This window comes from Brevibacillus porteri (assembly GCF_003013475.1).
Lineage (GTDB): Bacteria > Bacillota > Bacilli > Brevibacillales > Brevibacillaceae > Brevibacillus > Brevibacillus porteri.
On the sequence record NZ_PXZO01000001.1, the window covers coordinates 427448 to 449609 of the forward strand.

A 22162-nucleotide genomic window follows, 5' to 3' on the forward strand; every position below is an offset into this window, starting at 1 on the left:
CAATAGCAACGTACAATGAGTTTATTCAATCCGTCTCGATAACCGCTGCCATCGCCAGCTTTTCAAAGATGCTGACGAACTGCTGAAGTTCATCCTCGCTGAGGTGAGAGAACATTTTATTTAGTTTTTCTCTTCGATTCTGCTTGGCTACTTGCAGAATTTTTTTGCCAGAATCGCGCAAGCTGATGTATACCACTCGGCGATCTTCCTCATCACGATCACGGGCGACGAAACCGTGTTTATCCAAACGGTCGATCATTGCTGTGATGGCGCTTGGTTTGACCCCCATTGATTCAGCCAATTCTCCAACGGTGCATTTTTCCTTCTGTTCCAACTGATGAAGAATGTAGAATTGCGGGCCAGTTAAACCAGAGACAGGTTCGGCTAATTGCGTTCCCATGGTGCGCATAATGGTACGAAACGCCTCCTGCAGGCGCTCAAGCGTATCTGTTAAGGGGGAGGGCATGCTCGTATCGTCTCCTTATTTGATCTATTTCTTCGTTATCGGGAATATTTGATATGTAATATTTAACGCACTTAAATATAGGCTGAAAATACTTCGTTTGTCAACCTTCGCGAAAAGAAGGGAATACCCAAGCGATTCCTAGTGAAAACTGAAAACATAATGGAATGACTTCCAGCAAGGGGGCAAACGATGAAGAAAAAGGTATGCAGCATTGGATTGATATTGGCTTTGCTTCCCGCAACGACTGTCAGCACAACAGCGTTTGAAGGAACAGCGACCATTCGTACACAGATTTTGCAGGATCTCGCGGAAATGCACAAGCCATTACATACAGGCAACGAGGACAAGGAATATAAAACGAAGGCAGATGAATGGCAACGACAAGAACTGCTACTGCGAGGTGAGCAATTAAAATCTGCGCCTGTCGATTCGCTGGAAATGATTGAGGCAACGAAGGCTTGGGAGGAAGCGGGGGTAAAAGGGGAAGGGATGCTCGTTTCCGTGATCGATACGGGAGTCAATCCGCGCCATCCCGATTTCCCTGTCCCACATGATAAGCGTTCAGCCATGCAAAAGTCAGGCTCTTCCCAGAAGGTGATCCCTGGCTTTAACTGGGCTGACCGTACGCAAACAACGGAAGACGTATCGGAATCTCAGCATGGTATCCATGTGGCGGGAATTATTGGGGCGAACGGAAAAGTAAAAGGAGTTGCTCCTGAAGCCCAGCTCATCAGCCAAAAAGTATTTTCCAATTATCAAAGCGAGGTTCCTGGGCTAGGTGAATCGATTTTATTTGCGATCAATGATTCCATTACGAAAAAAGCAGATGTCATCAACCTGAGTCTCGGTTCCTCAGCGGGCTATGTGGATGAAACAAATGTGGAGCAAATGGCTGTGAAGCGAGCAGTCGATAATGGGATCGTAGTTGTGGCAGCCGCCGGCAATGATGCGTATTTCGGCAGTGATAAGGTACGAGCACAGAATCCAGATATCGCCATGATCGGTTCTCCAGGCTTGAGTCCTGATGCGTTTTCGGTTGCTTCTGTTAACGCTACAGCACTGGCTGGCTATAGCTTTACGGTGCAAGGGGTACCCGGTATGGAGAAAGTCGTGTATTTATCGGGCTATGTGGAAGGCGGGGGTGCGATAAACCCGGTCATGACACTGATGAAGCCGTATCCGCTTGTCTATATGGGGAAAGGGAAGAAGGAAGACTACAATGTTTCCGTAAAAGATAAGGTGGTATTGCTCGAGCGAGGCGACATTTCATTCGACGATAAGCTACGCCTCGCCAAAGAAGCAGGAGCAGTTGGTGCTGTTATCTACAACAATGAAATGGGACCACTCATTATCAGTGCGGAGCATGCCAAGCAAATCCCGGCTGTTTCTGTCTTGAAGCACATGGGCGAGCAAATGGCGCAAGCGATTAAAAAAGGCAAGAAAGTGACGATCTCATTTAACGGTGAATATGGCCAAAATCCAATGCCTTATCCAGATGGAGGAACGATCTCGGCTTTTTCATCATGGGGACCAACACCCGATTTGCAGTTCAAACCGGAGATTGCTGCTCCAGGTGGAGGCATCTTGTCACTCACGCGAGAGTCAGAATATGCCGTGAAAAGTGGTACGTCAATGGCAACGCCCCATGTGGCGGGCGGGATGGCTTTGCTGAAACAAGGTTATCTCAAGCAAGGGCGGAACCTGCAAGGCAAATCGCTTGTCGATACGTTGAAGGCCGCGGCGATGAATACAGCAGAACCGATTATCGATCCGCAAATCAGCATACCCGCAGCGGATAAAGAGAAAGCAAAAAAAGTTCCTTACAGCCCACGGGTTCAAGGGGCAGGCCTGATGCAAATCGCAAAAGCGATCAAGACGCCAGCCATTGTTGTGAATGCAAAAGGAAAAGCAGGTGTCTCGTTAGGAGAGATTGGGAATTCAACGACCTTTTCTCTATTTATTAATAACAAGTTTGGTAAAAAGCCAATTACGTATCAGCTACAAAATGAGTTTGGTGTCATGACTGACTTACGCAAAAACGGGATCAATATGCTGACAGATACCCTTTTGGAGGGGGCAGACCTGCAATTTTCCGCTCCTAAGATTACCGTTGCGCCGGGGAAGTTAGAGGAAGTGAAGGTAACGCTCACGATTCCGACAGGCTCCGCACGCAATCAATTTGCAGAAGGATTTATTTCCTTTCAACCAGATGATAAAGAGCTGCCTACTTTGCGCACGCCGTTTTATGGCTTCTACGGGGACTGGGATGAACCAAAGATAATGGATCAGCCCGTATGGGAGGCAGAAAGTCAGGAAAAACGAACAGGTGTCAAGACGAGCTGGTATCACGATAAACGCAATGACAAATGGCGCTATCGGGATTATCTAGGTGTTACAGGTGTCAAAGCCGATGGCGGTGCGAAAATCGATCCCAATCATATTGCCTTTTCGCCAAACGGGGATGGGCATTACGATGTCGCTGCTCCTTCGATTACTTTTTTGCGCAATGCCCGTCATATTATCGTCGAAGTAACAGATCAGTCAGGCAAGCCGATTCGCACTCTTGTGCGTGATGAAAAGGTGAGCAAGTACGACCAATCCAAGCTGGGGACGCCATACTATTATACAGAAAAGGAAGCGTGGAGCTGGGACGGAAAGATCTTTTCACCACAAAAAGGCGCCTATATACAGGCACCTGATGGACAGTACCAATTCTCCATTAAGGCCAAAATAGACGACCGCAATGCCAATTGGCAAACGATGACACTCCCCATCCGCGTGGATACAAAAGCTCCTGTGATTACAGCTTCTGTGTCAGGAAACCGGGTTCAGTGGAGCAGCCGCGATAAAGATATCCAAGCCTATTTCCTTTATGTAAACGGCAAGAGGGTAGGAGGCCCCTATTCTCCAAAAGTGTCCAGCACACTCATTAATCAGCCAGATAAAAAAATGAGTGTAGTCGCGTATGATTATGCAGGGAATATCAGCGTGGCGCATATTAACGGGAAAAGTGACAGTACTCCGCCATTTGTGGAGTTTCCGGATGATTTGTTTCCTTATCTGAAAATATCCAAGCAGCCGGATGTAGCCTTCAGGGGCAAAGTAACAGGCGAGGATATGATGGACAGAGTCCGCTTGTCGATTAACAAAACGCCTGTAAAGCTGGCGACGGATGGATCATTTGAAACCATCCTGCGATTAACGGAAGGACTCAATTATGTGATGTACAGTGCAATGGATATGTATGGAAACAAGCGCCAATTCACGCAACGGGTCATCGTCGATACGAGTCCTCCGACACTGCAATTGATCAACGATGGCAGTGAAGACGTACAATTCGATGCAGCAACCAAGAACATGCTGGTTCCAGTCCGCTTCATGTACAGAGATCAAACCTATAAAGGTCAGGTAAGCATCAATGGGCAAATCGTGTCCTACTTTGAAGAAGAGCAATTGGAAATCCCTGCGCAAAAATACGTGACGCAAATTTTGAGTATGAAGCAGGGAGAGAATCGCATTTTGCTTGAAGGCAAAGACGGTGCAGGCAATCAAAGCATGTTGCTGGTGTATGCGTATGTCGATGCCAATGCAGGGTCGGTCGTCATAAGTAATGGGGAGCAGCGTATATCCTACAAGGCGCGAACAGTGCCAGCTCCGACGATCCAGCTGCCGAACAAACAGCTAGAAGGGCAGGAAGGTGAAGCGCTGCCCATCGAAGGGAAGGTGACAGGTGCTGGTGCTGTTAACCTCCAAATCAACTATGGATCAAAAAGCTTTCAGACCAACGCGAATGATCGTGGGCTATTTCGCCTGGTGCTTCATGAGGTAGAGGAAGGCAAGCAAAAACTGACGGTTGTTGCGACTGATGCACTGGGTAGGGAAGCCCGAGCGGAGATGAACGTCGTCGGAAAGAAAAAATAGGATAGCGGGCCCGTCAGTAGCAGATAGAAGGCTATTGCCGGGCCAAATTTTTGTGGGAGGATTCTATTCGATGTTTTACCACGGGATCATGTGGGAATATGTTACGAGAGAGTACCCTGTGCTATCACCGAGAAGGACCGCCAGAAGGAAGCGTGTGGCAGAGCAATTGTGGGATCGCATTCATCTGATCGAACAATTCGGTTTGGAGCCCGTTCATTTGCTTGAGGCCGACGAACATTACGATGCTGTCCGCTGTATACAAGAGTGCTTGGCATTTGGAGATACTGTTTTTGCCTTTGATCGCCTCCAGCTTCCGATGTGGCAATTGAGTAAGCATGAGATCGGTGTAGAAATATTAGACTTGCGAACGTGCACGGCCATCTATACCATTCGTCACGAGACAAAAGTAGAGGATTATTTTCCCAGCACACCCTGTTTTCGTGACCTTATGCCTATGAAGTTTTCGTAATCCTATTGCATCTGCCAAAAGTCGACATTATGATAGTCCTATACGAGTACGTCAAAAAGTCGTCTTTTCAGCACCTTTTTCGATGTCCAATAGGCTTCCAGTACTACTACGTACTTTTTGAACAACCTCTAAGAGTGAATTGCCCGGGAAAGGAAGAGAATGCAGATGATAGTCCAGTACCTTGATCCATTTCTTGAATCAGCTTCGTCCGTGATTCAACAAGTATGCAATGTCGACATTTCGCGTGGAGAGTTAGCTGAAAGAGAATGGAGCCATGTAGAAGGCCATACATGGATTCGAATCGGAATGACAGGTCAATTACAAGGTGAGGTCTTTTTCGGTCTGCAAGAGGAATTGGCTTTGCGCATTGTCTCGGCCATGATGGGCGGCTATCCCGTGCAAGAGATGGATGAGCTCGGAAAAAGCGCCATTTCCGAGTTGGGGAACATGATTTCCGGGAATGCGAGTACGCTTTTGTCCAATCGAGGTGTTCTTGTAGACATTACCCCGCCCTTATTTTTACACCAGCATGACTTGAAAGGCATGGCAGGGACAGCATTGACTGCACCGCTCGATCTCCATGATATGGGCAGACTGGATATTCAAATTATTGTGATAAGATAGAGGCGGCTAATGGCCGTCTTTTTTGTGAAGGATACGTAGCTACACATCATCATTCAAAGGAGGGATGGAAAGAGATGGATCATTACTTCTCGATTTGTTCAGCTGAGATGTATTATGAGAAATACATGGCCTTTTTATTGGAAAACTACGACCAGCTCCGCATGCCATATTCCTTTCCTGTGGCGCTCAGTTTTCTGGCGAGTCCCGTTTTAATGGAGGGGAAAGCATTTCTTTGCTTCAACGATGACGATGAAGTGATCGGTGCTTTTTCGTACATTTACGGGACAGGTGAAAATCAGTACGAAGACAAGCATATCGTTCAAATTCAGGTGGTCTATTTTTTAGAACAGTATCGCAGCAGTCGCCTTTTTTTGCACGCTCTTCAGTATGTAACCGAATATATTGCCTATATGGAGGAGGACGTGAAGGAGTTTCGATTCTGGACTTCCTCGGAAGACTCTTTACGGAAATTGTTTACCAAGATTGCAGAACGAGTAGCTTCTGTGGAAACGGCAAACGGTCCATTGGATGAATATCGCGCATCGTTTTTTGCTTGGCAATCCTATGCAGCCAGGTTTCAACATGAACCATTTTTCTAATCCAAGAAGGAGACGTTACGATGCTGTTCGTCATCAAAAAACTGTTTGGCTACATACGCCCCTATAAGCTCCTGAGTTTCCTTTTTTTCCTCACGCTTGCACTTGATCTGCTTTTTTTATCCTTGGCACCTCTTAGTTTCCAGATGATCATTGACAAAGCGATTGTTCCCAAAAATATGCACATTTTCACAGTCATCATGATCGTATTGGCGATTAGCGGGTTTATCTGTGTCAGTGCTGGAATGATCAGTGATTATGTGCTGGCAAAGCTAAATGCACGTGTTCAAAATGATTTGCGGCAAAAACTGTTTGCGCATATGCAGCATTTGCCGGTCAGCTATTTCCACAAAACGCGTTCGGGTGAACTGGTCTCTTCCTTTTCAGTGGATTTGCCTGTCATTGACAGATCATTGGCCATTCTCTTCACGACGGGTATTCAGTCATTGGTGGTCGTGACGATTAGTACGATAGTTTTGTTTTACTTAGAATGGGTGATGGCGCTGTGTATTTTGGTGGGAGCAATCTTGATCTTTACAGGTCCTTATTTGCTTGGCCGACGTGCCCATGCCGTCAATGCCGCATACAAAGAACAGCTCGCAGCTATGACGAATGATGTTCAGGAAAATACGAAAGCGCAAATGGTCATCAAGGGATTCAACCTGCAAGATGTCATGATCGATAAATTTAATGGAAGACTCAAATTGCTGATGGTCAGCAACTATCGCAAAAATCTGATGGCAGCGAAGCTGGAGCGAATTCCTGCGCTATGCTTACTACTCATCAACTTTACGATCATTGGCTTTGGTTCCTATCTGGCACTCACCGGGCGAATCTCTGTCGGTTCGCTTGTCGCCTTTTTCACCATGTATACGTCGATGGGGAATGCAGTGTTTAATCTGACCTTTATGCTCCCTCTGATTACAGATGCACAAGTCAGTATGGAACGAATCCACAAGGTACTGGATGAACCTAGTGAAAAAGTCGACCATTCTACAGCAGATCCGCTCGATTTGCGTATGACTGAAGTGTCCGTAAAAAATGTTACGTTTGGCTATCAGGAAAATCAGTTGTCTATCAATCAGGTCAGCATGCAGATTCCGGCTCGGACAAAAGTTGCCATTGTTGGCTCCAGCGGGTCTGGAAAAAGCACGATCGTTCAGCTGATAGTAGGCTTTTATGAACCTATTTCTGGTCATATCGAGATAAACGGCACAAAACTCGATGAATATAATCGGGGAGCCTTCCGCAACCATGTAGGGGTCGTTTTTCAAGATAACTTTCTTTTTCACGGAACATTAGCCGAAAACATCCGGCTCGGCAAACTCGATGCGACCAACGATGAGCTGAGGATGGCTGCACAGCAAGCGGAGATCCATGACTATATCATGAGTCTACCAGACAAGTACGAAACACTTGTTTTGGATGGGGGAAGCAACCTGTCTGGGGGACAAAGGCAGCGACTTGCCATTGCTCGAGCGATTCTGCGTAATCCTTCTCTACTCATTCTAGATGAAGCAACTTCTGCTCTCGATCCCATTTCAGAGGCTTCTATTAACAAGACCTTTGCGAAGCTTTCCAGCGATCGGACTGTCATTACGGTGACACATCGTTTGTCAATGATAACGGACATGGATCAAATATTTGTGTTGGAGCACGGGGAACTAGTGGAGCAAGGGACACACTCTCAACTGTTGCAAAAGCGGGGTTATTACAAAAGGCTATGGGAGAAACAAAGTGTGGTGGCCAGCCCAGAAGGTGTTATGGATGTTCTAGGTGTCGACGTGTCTGATATTTTGCATCTTTTCCATACCGAGACGTTTACTGCTGGACAGACGATCATTCGGGAAGGAGAAGCAGCAGAAAAGTTTCATATCCTTGCACGCGGAAAGGTAGAAGTTTCCCAAACATCTGCTGAATTTGAGGAGCAGATTCGACTTGCGATTCTGGAGGACGGCGATCACTTTGGAGAAACAGACCTAGCGGGTGCTTTACAGACAACAACGGTGACGGCTCTCACTTCTTGTGTTGTTTTGACCTTACCTTTGAAGGTATACCAGTACATCACGTCCCAATACTCGACGATTGGCAAAAACGCCCAACAGCTAATACGCTAACGAACAGAAAAAGAAAGGCAGTGTGCAAAGGATGCATGTCCAATTTAGAAGTTGTACCAGTGACAATGATTTTGCCCAGTTCACGCTATTCTTTATGCGCAATCGATTGGAATTTAGTCGTATGTTTTCCCTTAGTGACACGCTCATTCATATTTTGACGTTCCTCCCGGATTCTCATTTGATCCTGATAGAGGACGAGCGCGGTAAAGTGGTCGGATGGGGCCACTATCAATACATGACAGCAGAAAGGCAACCAGACCCAGAGGGCGAAATTTGCTATATCCATTCAGTCATCGTTGCAGAAAAATATCGAAGGAGCAGGGTATTTCTGAAAGGCTTTCGCCATCTGATCAGACAGGTCCAAGAAGAAAATGAACACGTGAAACAAGTGACCTTTCGTGCAGATGCTAGTCATGCCTATCTGAACCGGCTCTATTCGAAATTTGCACAGGTTGCAGGGGAGCAGGAGGGCTATTACGGACAAGAAAACATCTACATGGCCGAAATCAATCAACTCGCTTCCTATCTGGGAGCCGTAATTGACGATAAATAAGGAAAAATGCTATTCTTAAGAAGATATTGTCAGAAAGGAGGTGTATCAGATGATTCCAATGGTGCCACGGTTGAAAGACGGAGTAAGAAAACCTTTCACTGCTTCGATTCAAAATCTTCTCACGAAAAATGAGCAGCTGCGTGTAGCTACTTCTTCTACGAAGTAGTCGATCAGCTATCATCTTTTTCGAATCAACTGTCCCAAGAATGGAGAAGTGGTTGACAGGCTATCCTGCTCAGCCACTTTTTTATTTCTTTTTGAATAGAATAAAAAAATAAAATATTTTCTATTGTCTGGATGATTTTTAATAGATAGTGTATTGTTGGAAATAGTAAGGGGGTATGAGAGCTTGACCTATGTAAAACAATTAATTGGGATGTTTTTCCTAGTTATCGTCGTTTGCGGTGGGCCGTTCATGCTATATACGCAAGAGGAAGAAATCGTGTTCGAACCGGGAAATATCGTAGTTCATACGGTATATCTGATTCAGCAGATTGCAGAGGGCTCCCTCGGAACCTATTATTCGGGGCAAACGGAAAGGAGCATCGCTGAGGATATCCTCCCATTTGCAATTAGCTCCTTTGAACTACTGTTTGCAAGTGTTGGTGTCGCAGTCCTTGCTAGTATTATTTTTGGATTGCTATTGCAGCGCTTTCGGATTGTACGTCAATTTCAAAAGGTTTTGAATCTGCTTGCCACGATTCCTGACTTTATCCTAATTGTTGTTTCGATTGTGGGTGCTGTCGGATTTTACAAGCTGACGAACATTCGAATTATCACCCTGTCACCTATAAGTGACTCTGAGAGTACATGGTTTCCGATCACGTTACTGTCAATTGGACCAACGATTTTCCTCATGAAGGTTGTCAGCCTGAAGTATGTACAAATCGGCGGCGAAGACTACATTAAAACAGCACTTGCCAAGGGGATGGGGATTTGGCATGTTCTCATTCACCACGTCTATAAAAATATCAAGCCGTTTCTCATTGCTGATTTAAAGAAGACGATTGCCATTACGGTAGCCAACTTGTTTATTGTTGAGTACTTATTAAACGTCGTAGGATTGACTCGCTTTATTTTTAGTAAAGATGGCGGTTACGAATTCAATGCTGCTGTCATGGGACTTTTAGGTATTATTTTGCTATCCATTTTGGTCTATGTATTGATTCGTCTCATTCTGTATGTGATTGAACGCGCGGTTGTGTATAAATAGCCCAGACTTCTTTTGGAATGAGTGAGGGTATGGTATGAGGAAACGGTTCAATTGGGCTTTATGGCTAGGTTGTATCTTGGTATTTTTTCTAATGATTATCGGTGTAGCCGGACCTTATTTGGCCCCCTATGACATCGATTACCAGGTGAAAGTTCGCAATGAGATGGTAAACGGGAAGCAAGTGATCATTTCGCCTCCTTTGGCACCTTCAGGCGAGCATTTGTTGGGTACGGATAAATGGGGCTATGATTTGCTTACAAAACTGCTCCACGGGGCACCTTACACCATTTTTATTACGCTCTTGATTGCGTTATTGCGATTATTGATTGGAGCATGGATCGGTCTGTATATTGGGATATTGGACAAGCAGCAGCGTTGGTGGATTGCGATAGAGAACGCCTGGGGGTACATGCCCATATTTATTCCTGTCTATTTTTTATTGAAAGGAATCAATATCAATCCCGAATTGCCAACGTTTACGCTCGTGTTGTTTTTCGTAGTGGTAGTGGCAGTGCTTGGGACGCCTTCGGTAGCTGCGTCCATCCGTCAAAAAACGGAGCAAATCAAGGAATCCCAGTACGTTTTGGCTGCGACTTCGCTGGGGGCTGGGCGGGATCAGATCATCTTTCGCCACATCCTGCCGCATTTGAAGGAGCATCTGGTCATTGTCCTGGTGACAGAGATGATCGCCACCATGACGTTGATGGGGCTTCTCGGGATTTTTGGTCTATTTGTAGGCGGCACGACTATGTACTATGACCCTGTTGAGTATCACTCGACCACACATGAATGGGCAGGACTGCTCGGGACTTACCGAAGCTTTGTCTACACGAATTACACGTGGATTTTCCTGATTCCACTTGCTGCTTATATGCTTGCAATCGGTTCCTTTAGTCTATTGGCCAAAGGATTGCGTGATAAATTCGAACAGACGTATAGTCGTACCCCATTTATTTAAGCAGCTGGTCACTTTTCAGCATGAGGGATAAGTGAGGTTTTTTGATGAAAAAACGATTCCATTTTTCTTTATGGCTAGGCAGTATTTTCGTGTTCCTTCTGATCGTGATCGCTGTGGCGGGGCCTTACTTGGCTCCCTATGATCTGGAATATCAAGCGAAGATGCGTCACGAGGTTGTGAACGGTAAAAAAGTCATGGTCTCACCGCCCTTTCCGCCGTCAGAGGAACATTTACTCGGCACGGACAAATGGGGGTATGATTTACTGACCCTCTTGCTCCATGGAGCGCCATACACCGTTTTTATTACCCTTGCGATCGCATTTATTCGCGTGTTACTTGGTACATGGATTGGACTTTATATCGGCATCCAAGATAAAGAACAGCGTTGGTGGATGGCGATTGAAAATGCATGGAGCTATATGCCTGTGTTTATTCCCGTGTATTTTCTTTTGCGAGGAATCAATGTGAATTCCGAGCTGCCGACGTTCACGCTCGTGCTGATTTTCATTGGGCTTGTCTCTGTTCTTGGAACCCCTTCTGTAGCCTCTTCTGTGCGTCAAATGACCGAACAAATTAAAGAATCACAATACGTTTTGGCTGCCATTGCACTGGGAGCAGGCCGGAATCAAATCGTCTTTCGCCACATCTTGCCACATTTGAAGGAACAGCTCATTATCATCTTGGTGACAGAAATGATCGCCGTCATGACCTTGATGGGGCTTCTTGGTATATTTGACCTGTTTGTCGGTGGTACGAAAATGACCTTTGACCCGCTTCTGTATCATTCTATTACACACGAATGGGCAGGACTGCTTGGGTCTTATCGAGGCTTTATTTACAGTAACTATACGTGGATTTTTCTCGTACCATTGGGGGCATTCATGATCGCCATTGGATCGTTTAGCTTGTTGGCCAAAGGTTTGCGTGACAAGTTCGAGCAAACGTATAATCGTACACCATTTATTTAAGTTGTGGTGCCCTTGATTTTTACGAATCAAGGGCATTTTTGGTTGATCCGATTAAAAATAATGGAATGGAAGTCGATTTGTAGGGAGCAGTATATGTGTCGGGTGAATAGACTGGAGTGTCGGGGGCGGTGTTGGCCTTGGGTTCCGATGGCAATCTCATCAGGCGAGGCGAACTCGTCGCGATCTGAACGGGGGACAACTGGCGGCCATCGTCGTCTCGAACGGAAAAATTCACGGCGGATGTCGAAGAGGTTTCTCAGCGGTGTTCGGAACCCATTGCCCATTTTCTGAATAGGATGTAAGGCAAAAGCCTAAAATCCTTGAAATTCCGGCACCATCACCCACCCCCCATCATAGGATAAGGTGACTCTGTAATCCCTCAACCTTGTTCCTGTAGAGCCCACAAGGAGGGGTGGCACGATTGAAGGGTAGCGACCAAACCAAGCCGTTGTTAACGAATCGCGAAAGAGAAGTGTTTGAACTCTTGGTCCAAGATAAGACAACCAAAGAGATTGCCGGACAACTCTTCATCAGCGAAAAGACTGTGCGCAATCACATTAGTAATGTCATGCAAAAATTAGGTGTCAAAGGTCGATCTCAGGCAGTAGTCGAACTCGTTCGACTTGGTGAACTAGAGATTTGAACCCAGTCCACCCAGCCTCCCTTTTCTTCCCTTGGTCGGAAGGGAGGGTTTTTTTATGTTCATTTGCGTTTAAATGCCCTTTTATTTACTTTTGTATAAATAGCAAACAAGAAAGAAGTAGAGAAGGCGATGGTCGAAGGGGATAGGATCTGAACGGAGCTTGAATCTCTTCGGCTGTTGGGATGTAATCGGTAATGACGGGCTGCCTCAAGTATATGGACTTTCTTAAAGAGCAATTTATCAAAAAGTGTATGAAGAGAATGGGGGAAAAGGTAGATGTAGCACTTAGAAGGGGCATTGTTAATCGCTATCGATTGTTATTAGAATGAGAGCGACATCCAGGCATTCTGCGAACGGACGATCATAAATTTCGTCATCGAAATATTCGATGAAAATGGTTTCTACATGTTTGGCCAACTCTTCAGGGGTGCTGTAGCTAGATTGAAGCAGTTTAATAATCTTATTTATTTCAAATCGGTAATGATCGTGTTCGGGATCTATACTAACTAACCCAATCGGGTCCCATCTATCAATAATGTTTTTTACTTTAGCATAAATCAATTGTTTCACCTCGAATTTGGTCAGTCCAAGTATATTACCATAAAAAAGCGGACGTTAACTGATTAGTTAGGGAGGGGAGGGTATGTTGGATTGCACAAAGATTAAGACGTTTACATCATATTCCTGCTGGTATGGGATCGACGGAACGAACACGATTTTCGAGGACTACCAGATCGTAGTAGAGACCATGCAGCAGTGGTAGCTCGATCAAATGCCTGAGTTCAATGGTTATTAACAAAACGGTAATTATGAAAATTTAAAAAACACTTCTCACCGAGAAGTGTAAGAAGAGACATTGATTCTTACTCTTTTACATCAATTTCCCAATCTTCTGAGCCTATAATATTTCCTTTTTCTACAGTAAATCGAAGGGTATATTTTCCTGATTCTTGGAAGAAAATTATCCCTTCATATCCATCCTCATAAGGTTGCATTACAATGCTCACATTTTGGTTATTGTCAAAGTAAGTTACTTTTACTAATGCATTCCGTAACGGCCTACCATTGTAAAACAAACCGCTCGCTACATCAATTGGAGTTTTGGATACAATTCCATTGGCAGAACCGGCTTGTAATTTCCAGTCAAATTCATTTCTTTGGGCTGGTAATGGGTCAAGAAAGAAACTTGCAGGAATTAAAAGTGCAAATAAGAGAGGCAGAACAACTAGTAAGTTTCCAGATTTAAAAAGTTTTTTGTTCAAAATGAATTACCTCCGATTCTAATACTGATCTTGCTTACATTTTAAGGACGAAGCTAATGGTAATTTGTTACAACTTATTTCAATTTTTTAAAAACCACACGATTTGTTAAATGGGGAGGTTCTGAATGCTCTTGAACTTCCAAAGAGACCTTTCGCGAGTTTGTCCAGAAACAATGAAAACGGTGTGCCCTTTGAAAACTAAGACACACCGGATGCTGTTTGGCGAATAAAGATATACGGTTTCACTTATTACTGATTGGAATGATCTTATGTGTTTTGAAATCCCATTTGTATAAATCGGTATGAGGCAGAGGCGGCAGGGGGAGGGGAACAAAAAAGTCCTTCTATATTACTGAAGGACTCTGGTTTCATTTCTTATCGAACACTAAAATAGATTGTCTTTTCTACGCCACCGTACTCAACAGTAAACCATCCAACATCCGATCCTGTAGAATGTGTCGCTTTAACCATAGCATATACAGTTCTAGGCTGTTTAATGTACTCGCATGCTGCTTCCTCAAGTATGTTAACTTCATTTGACACAACCTTAGATGTGCCGTCTGAAAAAAATGCAGTTACCCAAATCGGAGCATAGTCACCAGGATAGAAGTAACGAGGGATATCTTCTTCAATAACAAGCTTCGTGACAGTGACTGGAGCTGTAACATTTGATTGTACGGGATGAGGTGATACGGCACTCGCTGATGAAACAATGGCAAAGAGTGAAAAAATTGATAAAGCTACAGATGCTAATCTTTTCATTTTCTATCATCTCCTAATATTTCGGTTTATTTAGAGGTTACCTTTATATGACAAAAAATACAATATTTTAAAACTCGAAATATTCTTTCCTTCTTTAGTTTAACTTGTATTCTTCTAAATATGCCTTTCCTTGCTATATATCCAACTAACCCGCCGATTAAGAATGGTGAATGATTAGGATAGCAATGATAATGAAAGACCATCGATAGGGATGATCTATCCAATAGGTCTCAGGATGATCCGCCAATATCTCATGATCAGTGACGATCACATTAATTCCTCTTCGCTTGGCCGTTACCATAGCTGAGTGCGCACTTGAGCCATTATCGACCGTGATCACAAGCGAGACGCTTTCGGCCATCTTATTATTATCACATTGATTGGACTGTCTGGGGAATCAAAGTTACCGTTGACGCCTAATTCACTTTTCCAAATTCCATCTTGTTGATTTGTCTTCACTAAGGAATATTATTTTTTCCTGTTTATTACTTGGTTACATGGGGTGATAGAGCACACAAAACAACGGTGTTAAACGAACTTGATATACCGTGTGCGATCGAACATCATGAACGGAATCAGAATCACGTTGTTTTTCCTAACGTTCAAGTTCGGGCGTATGGACAGATTCGTAAGCTATTTGGCGGGGATGATAGAGCCTATGGCATATAAAAAACCAAGAGCCTTACCGTACTGGTAGGCTCTTGGTTTTTAAGCAAGAAGTTCTGTGATGGGTTCCATGTAACAATCCAAAAACTCGTCCGTGATTCCCCGAATTTTCCTCTTTTTGCACAAGGAGTATAGTTCTTCGACTGCCGAGTAAGGGAAGTACCTCGTTTTTAAAGACTGGAATTGAGGGCGATTTGCTTCTCGAATCACTTTGTCTCGATCTTCGTCAGGTGCTACGATGACATAACGAGTATCGTTGTAAAAAGGGAGGGCATCTTGCAACCCTTTCATGCGTGTAAGACCACTCGTTACCCCTGTACTGTGTTCTACCTCGATGACAGCAGGCATCAGTTTGCCATTCTTGAACCAGATACAGTCAATGAGCAGTGCAGCGCGATAGGCATCCTCGAATGCAGCCATCAGTTTCTCGTCTCGGAGGGAAGCGACAACACTCTGCATTTCACCGATCTTTTGATTCTTGTAAGTAATCCCCTTATCATTCTGGGCGATCCACGTACGGAAATTGAGCTGTTGTCCAATTTCAATCAGCGCAATTTGCATCTGGGTATGTCTTCTCTTAACTTGAATGTCATTTGCATTTCCCACCAAAACGTCAGCAGGAAATCCAAGGGCATCATACACTACTTCGTTTGGGATTTCGGATATTACCATGTCTGTTTCAATTTGTTTCATGACACTCATTTCGTGCGGATTGTCAGGGCACCACATCAAATGTTTATGACCCTGTCGTATTTTTGACGAAGAATTAATGACCTGAATTCTTCCTGGGTAACAAAAATAAAACTGAGGTGTATGCGCCATCAATGCCTCTAAGACCGAACGAGTATTGTAGCTTGCTCCCAAGACACGGTCAAAGTTGATGGCACTATTAGGCAGAAAGGCATTTGCGATGCGCCATATCATCTGGGATGACATTGGTTCATCCTTTACATTGCTGAAACTTTCACCCTGTGAGGGGTCGCATCTACGAATAAAAATGGGGCCTTCGGGATATACGACATCCATGATTTTGATTTGACCTTTGGTTCTTGGATTGATGTAATGGTAGGCTCGATCCCGCGGAAGCAAGCCAATTGCTTTGACAATATCAGCAGCAGTCAATCTCATGCTTTCACCTTTTCTCTATCTATTGTAGAAAGTCTAAAATCGTTTCTGCAATGCCTCTAGATGCAAGGTATGGTACACCGTTTCCAACAGTCTTAAAGGCGTTGGAGAGGGTAATGTCTGGCGGCAGTGTATAGGCTTTTGGCAGGGATTGGATAGCCAACGCTTCAGATACAGATAATCTTCTTGCCTTGTATGGATGCAAATGAACTTCGTTATTGCCGTATGCCGCTGTTGGCGAATACCGCCAGCGATGAAGCCGTTTGTACGATTTTTTGGAGTCGTCCCCTTCAGGAATAACCAAAAATTTTGCCAGCCCCGCACGAGGCTGGAAATAAAGATTCGCATTCGGATGTTGGTACACATCATTTTTTTCGAACCAATATTCCACCGTCAGTTCATCTGGAACACCAACAGGTTTTCCTAATGTGCCATCTTCCTGAAACGGGTCTTGGGTCGGGAAGGGAATGCTTTGTAACTGCTCTTTGGTGTATTTGATTCTGTTCAACCAAGGAAATACATCATCGAGCGATGTCCCGTTTTCGACTGGAATGTTCATGTTTTTTAACGTCTCGTTTTTAAAGCCGATCAAGATAATACGCTCTCTTTGCTGAGGCACCCCGTATTCCATGGCGTCAATGAGTCTTTCGGTAGTAGAGTATCCATGTTCGCGAAGCATCGCTTTCATCTCTTCGAAAAACTCGCGATGTTTTTTGGTTCGCCATAAGCCTTTGACGTTCTCAAAAACAAAGAAATCGGGTTGTTGTTGACAAATCAATGTGACGTATGTTGCCGTCAGCTTTCCGTTTTCCCCTTCGCTACCTCGGTTCTTCCCGCCTACTGAAAAATCAGGACATGGAGGTCCACCAATAAAACCGATCAGCTCATTTCTAGCCCTGCACGCACGAACCATTTTGCTAAGCTCGTCTTTATTGGGTTCTTCTGTGAAGACGGATATGTCCTCTAGATGGTATCCAAATTCGGGTTCGGGATGTTGAAGCGCCCGCCTGGAGTGAATATACGTATCCATAAACGGCTTGTGATATTCATTTACAAAAGAAACCTTGTAGCCGCTATCTTCAAATCCGAGGTCGAGAAATCCAGCACCCGAAAAAAAGGTAAATAAAGTTGGAGCGTTAGACATAAGGTGTAAACCTGCCTTACTTATTTTTTAATCATCAAGATTTCGACATGAATCGATCATTTTCCTTCAAAAAGATTGCTGGATGATGTTTCTTGAACAATGAAGTCTATCGGATATGTAAGCAAATGACAGTCTGATCACCTCGTATGATGTATCGAGGTGACAACTATGAATGGCAACAGAAGAACTCGGCAGATCTTGCGTATTACCTTCCGACGAGCGGAAAACGGCAAAACAGAGCAGGGTCATCGAAGAGCAGGTCAACCAAATAGTTGTGGAAATATTGGCAAGATATCAAATAGCGTAGCTTATTGGCTACGCTATTTGGCTTTTGTACAATAATGTAGGTAAGGCAGGTGATTGTATGACATGAATAGAAGTACGGCAATTTACGTTCGGGTATCCATAACCAAAGAATCGCAAATTAAAACCATGCTCAATTTGAATAATAAAGGATTGAAAAAAAGAAAGAGAATATGTATAAGCCCCGTTGGACTGGGGCCTAGAACCTAGCAATTGCAAGGGAAAGGAAAGAGGTTTATAACGAAATTTAATGGAATGGTGATGATGGTGAACGTCTCATTGCTACCAGTGTAGACCCGAACGCGGAAACCATTTGGTCCGACACTGAGCAGACAGCCTGTAAATGTATCAAATATTGTTCTTACTACAACAATTCTGTTGATTAATCGGACTGCTTTTCTACGATTCTTTCTTTGTACTTCTAAGGACACTTTTCTCGACGAAGTTGTAACACCTTTTTGTGGCGCCAATTCTGGCACCTCCTTTTAAACGATCGTTAATACTAAATTTGATGTTTTTGTGAGAGAGATTTGCGTATAATTGGCCTCCGTACGCCAGCCGCTCTGATACGCTTGAATGGAATGACCACCACGCCAGTTCTCGACATATTAATCAGCTCGTTTCTCTCACATGGTATAGAGAATGCAAATGAGGGAAGCTTGGCAACTGATACGAACCTATGGTAAACGCAAATGTGCTAATTGATTCGCAAATTCATTTAATAAAGGCTTATCCAAATTAACGACAATGTTTAAAGGGCAATTATGTAAAAAGGGCAGCTAATAAAGCCGCCCATAAACATTGAAAATTACTCGAAACTGCAAGCAACAATTACACTCATTAATGTCACTCCTTAATTGTGATTGAGGACAATCCCAAAATTAAGGTATGTCATATAACGAACTATATAATGGTGCAACTTAATTTCAAATTTTTGTAAAATATTGATCTATCAACCATTGGAATTCTTGCATATGGGAACTTAGCACACGATTTGATAAATGTAAGGGGGGATATGTCATGAAATACGGAATGAAAGTTGGCGAAATATGTGCTTATGAAGAAACAGAAGTATTTCATGAAGGGCAAAGACGCAAGAAACGTCAACACACCTCTTAACCAAATGTAAGAGGTGTGTCTATTATCAAACTTTGTTAAAATGTAAATTTAGTTGTCTACTAGGGAACCATCGGGAAATGCATTCTTTAGAGAGTCAGCAAGTACAATAATTTTATTCCAATCAAAATTGTACTTGTTAAAAACAGATGCGCTTGTGATGCCGCGCTTAACGACTCTTCCATTTTCTTCATCCAAAAGGTAGACAGTTGCACTATTTTGGAACTTTATCAGTTGAGCATTTTCACCAATGACTGGCCCATCGGGAATACTGCTTAGAGACGAATATTCCCGAATACCATCCCAATTATTAAATAATTTAAAATAAACCTCGGCACTAACAATGCCTCTTTTTTTACCATCCATGACCAAATATACAGTTGCGCTGTTAGTTTCTTTCACCCGAAAACCATTCAATAGATGTGGATCTATTGCTTTTGCTTGAATGGACTGATTTGATTTTGAAGAATGAGAGGTGGCAGTCGTCTTATTTGATTCAGCATACGATGGTGTAGCCAACATACTAGCTAAAAGTAATGTAGCAGATAGGCAAGACAAAGTTCGCTTCATAAAAAACAACTCCTCAATTGTATTTTTTTTCCAATTCAATATGAATTTCTTGACTATCAATTGTTTTCCTTTTGATGTATGGAAGTATTTGTTACAAAAATGTGAATATTAAAATTTTGAGGAGCTTTTTCAATACATGGCTGGCGGTAATCTCTAGTGACCCAGCCGCCCTTTTCTTCCCTTGGCCGGAAGGGAGGGTTTTTTTATGTTCAATTGCGCCTGATAACCCTTTTATTACCATTTATGTAAATGTATTAGCATATCGTGATATAAGTCGTAATAAGATGGATTTGTAACATAATCCATGAAGATCGAGAGGGATACTATGAAATTCAAGAAATGTGTTAGGAATGTACTAATGGTAGGTGCCCTGCTTGTCACTTCCGTTTTGCCCATGGCGGCACAGGCGGCGCAAGCAGAGGAAAATCAAGCGGAGGCGACAGCGGTATCCAATTCCAAAATTATTGGCTACTATCCCTCATGGGGAGCTTATGGACGAAACTACAATGTAACGGATATCGATCCCAATAAAGTAACGCATATTAACTACGCATTTGCGGATATTTGCTGGAATGGCAGACACGGCAACCCAGATCCAACGGGGCCCAATCCACAAACATGGGCTTGCCAGGATGAAGTAGGCAATATTAATGCCCCGAATGGTACAGTTGTTCTCGGAGATCCATGGATTGATGTGCAAAAGTCCTTTCCAGGAGATACGTGGGATCAGCCGATCCGCGGAAATTTGAATCAATTGGCAAAATTAAAGCAAAAAAACCCTCAATTAAAGACATTAATATCGATCGGGGGCTGGACGTGGTCCAATCGCTTCTCTGATGTAGCAGCAGATCCGGCTGCACGCCAAGTATTTGCACAGTCCTCGGTAGATTTTATCCGGAAATATCAGATGGATGGGGTCGATCTCGATTGGGAGTACCCGGTTAGTGGAGGGTTGCCTGGAAACAGCACACGTCCTGAAGATAAACAAAATTACACGCTATTGCTACAGGCTGTCAGAGACAAACTCGATGCGGCTGAGGTAACGGATGGCAAACAGTACTATTTGACGATTGCCTCTGGTGCCAGCCCTAGTTATGCCGCAAATACAGAGCTTGGAAACATTGCCCGGGTTGTGGATTGGATCAATATTATGACCTACGACTTCTATGGAGCCTTCCAAAAGCAGAGCGGACATAATGCGCCGTTGGCCTATGATCCGGCAGCAGGAGCAGCTGGTTTGCCAAATGCTCAAACCTATAATATCCAAACAGCTGTAGAGGGTCATCTCCGTGACGGTGTTCCTGCCAGCAAGCTCGTTCTCGGACTTCCGTTTTACGGAAGGGGCTGGTCGGGTTGCGCAACGGCTAACAATGGAGAATATCAAAATTGCACGGGGCCGTCAGTCGGAACATGGGAACCTGGCATGCTTGACTTCACGGATATCCAAAATAATTATGTGAACAAAAATGGCTTCACACGCCACTGGAATGACGCGGCAAAAGTGCCCTATCTCTTCAACCCAGCTTCGAAAACATATATTAGCTATGACGATGTGACTTCAATCGGACACAAAACTTCTTATATTACATCCAAAGGTTTGGCAGGCGCGATGTTCTGGGAGTTTAGCGGAGACCGTAACAAAGCACTGCTAGATAAAGTGTATGGCGATCTTCTGGGCGGGCCAGCTCCAGTCGACAACGTACCGCCGACAGCACCAGCCACTCTCCAATCGACTGCAAAAACAGCTACAAGTGTTAGCCTGAGTTGGGGAGCTGCTACCGACAATGTAGGGGTTACTGGCTATGAGGTATACAATGGCATTCAGCTTGCAAAAACGGTAACCGGTACAACTACGACAATTAGCGGGCTTACTGCTGGAACCGCTTACCAATTCACTGTGAAGGCGAAAGATGCAGCAGGTAATTCCTCCGTAGCAAGCAATGAGGTAACGGTTACGACGGATACAATTCAGCCAGATAATCAACCTCCCAGCACACCAAGCAATCTGGTTATTACAGGGAAAACAGGCACGAGTATCAGTCTGAGCTGGGCTGCTTCTACGGACAATATCGCGGTGACGAATTACGAGGTTTACAACGGAACAGCATTAGCAGCGGATGTAACAAGTACGACTGCAACTGTCACAGGACTCACACCTAACACTTCTTATACCTTCTCTGTGGTAGCGAAGGATGCAGCAGGTAATTCTTCACAGAAGAGCGTCGAGGTAGTAGGTGTAACAGATGCTGCAAATCCGGGAACCCCAGCTTGGGCACCAAATGTAAGCTACGTGCCTGGTGATCTGGTCAGCTATCAAGGCAAGGTATACAAATGTTTGCAACCACACACTTCACTCGTGGGATGGGAGCCACCAAATGTAGCAGCTCTCTGGCAAGTTCAACAACAAGCGGCAGTTGAAGGCGTCGAGGGTTATGTAGATGAGCCAATTGTGGAGGAAACAGACGGTACTGAAGGAACAGAAGGTACTGAAGAAACAGAACAAACAGAACAAACACCAGAAACAGAAGGAAATGTAGATACCCAATAAGTAGGGAAGGGGCTGTCCTTCCAGTCATGAAAATGACGGAAGAACAGCCCCTATTTGTTCGTTTGGAAATTAAGCAAAGGCTTTTAACAGTTGGAGGACTAATGGAATAAGATCTCCAATAAAAGTAAGAATCGCAAT

19 protein-coding genes are annotated in these 22162 nt (G+C 44.2%); 11 read left to right on the plus strand and 8 right to left on the minus strand.

Features of this window, described 5'->3' with window-relative positions:
* Positions 1–25: 25 nt before the first annotated feature.
* Positions 26–466 carry a MarR family winged helix-turn-helix transcriptional regulator gene (locus tag C7R92_RS02025; protein ID WP_106833038.1) on the minus strand — a complete coding sequence of 147 codons (441 nt, stop codon included), beginning with the start codon at positions 464–466 and terminating at the stop codon, positions 26–28.
* A 189-nt stretch (positions 467–655) separates the two neighbouring features.
* Between C7R92_RS02025 and C7R92_RS33080 the strand changes: the two genes are divergently transcribed.
* The 10 genes from C7R92_RS33080 to C7R92_RS02075 all read left to right on the plus strand — a co-directional run bounded on the left by C7R92_RS33080 (position 656) and on the right by C7R92_RS02075 (position 12528).
* On the plus strand, positions 656–4387 hold the full coding sequence (locus tag C7R92_RS33080) for a S8 family serine peptidase (RefSeq protein ID WP_106833039.1): 3732 nt from the start codon (positions 656–658) through the stop codon (positions 4385–4387).
* Between the two features lie 70 nt (positions 4388–4457).
* Positions 4458–4856, plus strand: a complete 399-nt coding sequence (locus C7R92_RS02035) for a hypothetical protein (RefSeq protein ID WP_106833040.1) — start codon at positions 4458–4460, stop codon at positions 4854–4856.
* A gap of 165 nt (positions 4857–5021) precedes the next feature.
* Positions 5022–5480, plus strand: a complete 459-nt coding sequence (locus C7R92_RS02040) for a chemotaxis protein CheX (protein WP_017251098.1) — start codon at positions 5022–5024, stop codon at positions 5478–5480.
* A 74-nt stretch (positions 5481–5554) separates the two neighbouring features.
* A complete protein-coding gene (locus tag C7R92_RS02045; RefSeq protein WP_106833041.1) occupies positions 5555–6079 on the plus strand; it encodes a hypothetical protein in 525 nt (174 codons plus the stop codon).
* 20 nt (positions 6080–6099) lie between these two features.
* A complete protein-coding gene (locus C7R92_RS02050; RefSeq protein ID WP_106833042.1) occupies positions 6100–8193 on the plus strand; it encodes an ABC transporter transmembrane domain-containing protein in 2094 nt (697 codons plus the stop codon).
* Between the two features lie 31 nt (positions 8194–8224).
* Positions 8225–8746 (plus strand): GNAT family N-acetyltransferase, encoded by a 522-nt coding sequence (locus C7R92_RS02055; RefSeq protein ID WP_106833043.1) that lies wholly within the window; start codon positions 8225–8227, stop codon positions 8744–8746.
* 349 nt (positions 8747–9095) lie between these two features.
* The gene (locus C7R92_RS02060) at positions 9096–9959 is read left to right on the plus strand and encodes an ABC transporter permease subunit (RefSeq protein ID WP_106833044.1); all 864 of its coding nucleotides are present in this window, start codon (positions 9096–9098) and stop codon (positions 9957–9959) included.
* Positions 9960–9993: 34 nt separating this feature from the next.
* Entirely contained in the window at positions 9994–10917 is a 924-nt protein-coding gene (locus tag C7R92_RS02065) for an ABC transporter permease subunit (protein ID WP_106833045.1), read from the plus strand.
* 44 nt (positions 10918–10961) lie between these two features.
* Positions 10962–11885: an ABC transporter permease gene (locus C7R92_RS02070; RefSeq protein ID WP_106833046.1), complete on the plus strand. Its 924-nt coding sequence runs from the start codon at positions 10962–10964 to the stop codon at positions 11883–11885.
* Positions 11886–12306: 421 nt separating this feature from the next.
* On the plus strand, positions 12307–12528 hold the full coding sequence (locus tag C7R92_RS02075) for a helix-turn-helix domain-containing protein (RefSeq protein ID WP_003387736.1): 222 nt from the start codon (positions 12307–12309) through the stop codon (positions 12526–12528).
* Positions 12529–12828: 300 nt separating this feature from the next.
* Here C7R92_RS02075 and C7R92_RS33355 read toward each other — a convergent pair whose 3' ends face one another.
* The 7 genes from C7R92_RS33355 to C7R92_RS02110 form a co-directional block, all read right to left on the minus strand.
* Complete coding sequence (locus C7R92_RS33355; protein WP_328137519.1) at positions 12829–13098, minus strand: DUF1871 family protein; 270 nt, start codon at positions 13096–13098, stop codon at positions 12829–12831.
* A gap of 293 nt (positions 13099–13391) precedes the next feature.
* A complete protein-coding gene (locus C7R92_RS02085; RefSeq protein ID WP_069845525.1) occupies positions 13392–13790 on the minus strand; it encodes a hypothetical protein in 399 nt (132 codons plus the stop codon).
* Positions 13791–14165: 375 nt separating this feature from the next.
* Positions 14166–14552, minus strand: coding sequence for a hypothetical protein (locus C7R92_RS02090; protein WP_106833048.1), 387 nt, complete (start codon positions 14550–14552; stop codon positions 14166–14168).
* Between the two features lie 157 nt (positions 14553–14709).
* Positions 14710–14913 (minus strand): DHH family phosphoesterase, encoded by a 204-nt coding sequence (locus tag C7R92_RS33490; RefSeq protein WP_106833049.1) that lies wholly within the window; start codon positions 14911–14913, stop codon positions 14710–14712.
* A 347-nt stretch (positions 14914–15260) separates the two neighbouring features.
* Entirely contained in the window at positions 15261–16346 is a 1086-nt protein-coding gene (locus C7R92_RS02100; RefSeq protein ID WP_208636176.1) for a restriction endonuclease, read from the minus strand.
* A 19-nt stretch (positions 16347–16365) separates the two neighbouring features.
* Positions 16366–17487: a DNA cytosine methyltransferase gene (locus tag C7R92_RS02105; RefSeq protein ID WP_106833050.1), complete on the minus strand. Its 1122-nt coding sequence runs from the start codon at positions 17485–17487 to the stop codon at positions 16366–16368.
* Between the two features lie 1470 nt (positions 17488–18957).
* A complete protein-coding gene (locus tag C7R92_RS02110) occupies positions 18958–19476 on the minus strand; it encodes a hypothetical protein (RefSeq protein ID WP_106833051.1) in 519 nt (172 codons plus the stop codon).
* Between the two features lie 304 nt (positions 19477–19780).
* Here C7R92_RS02110 and C7R92_RS02115 point away from each other — a divergent pair, with 304 nt between their 5' ends.
* The gene (locus C7R92_RS02115; RefSeq protein ID WP_106833052.1) at positions 19781–22024 is read left to right on the plus strand and encodes a glycosyl hydrolase family 18 protein; all 2244 of its coding nucleotides are present in this window, start codon (positions 19781–19783) and stop codon (positions 22022–22024) included.
* Positions 22025–22162: the final 138 nt, after the last annotated feature.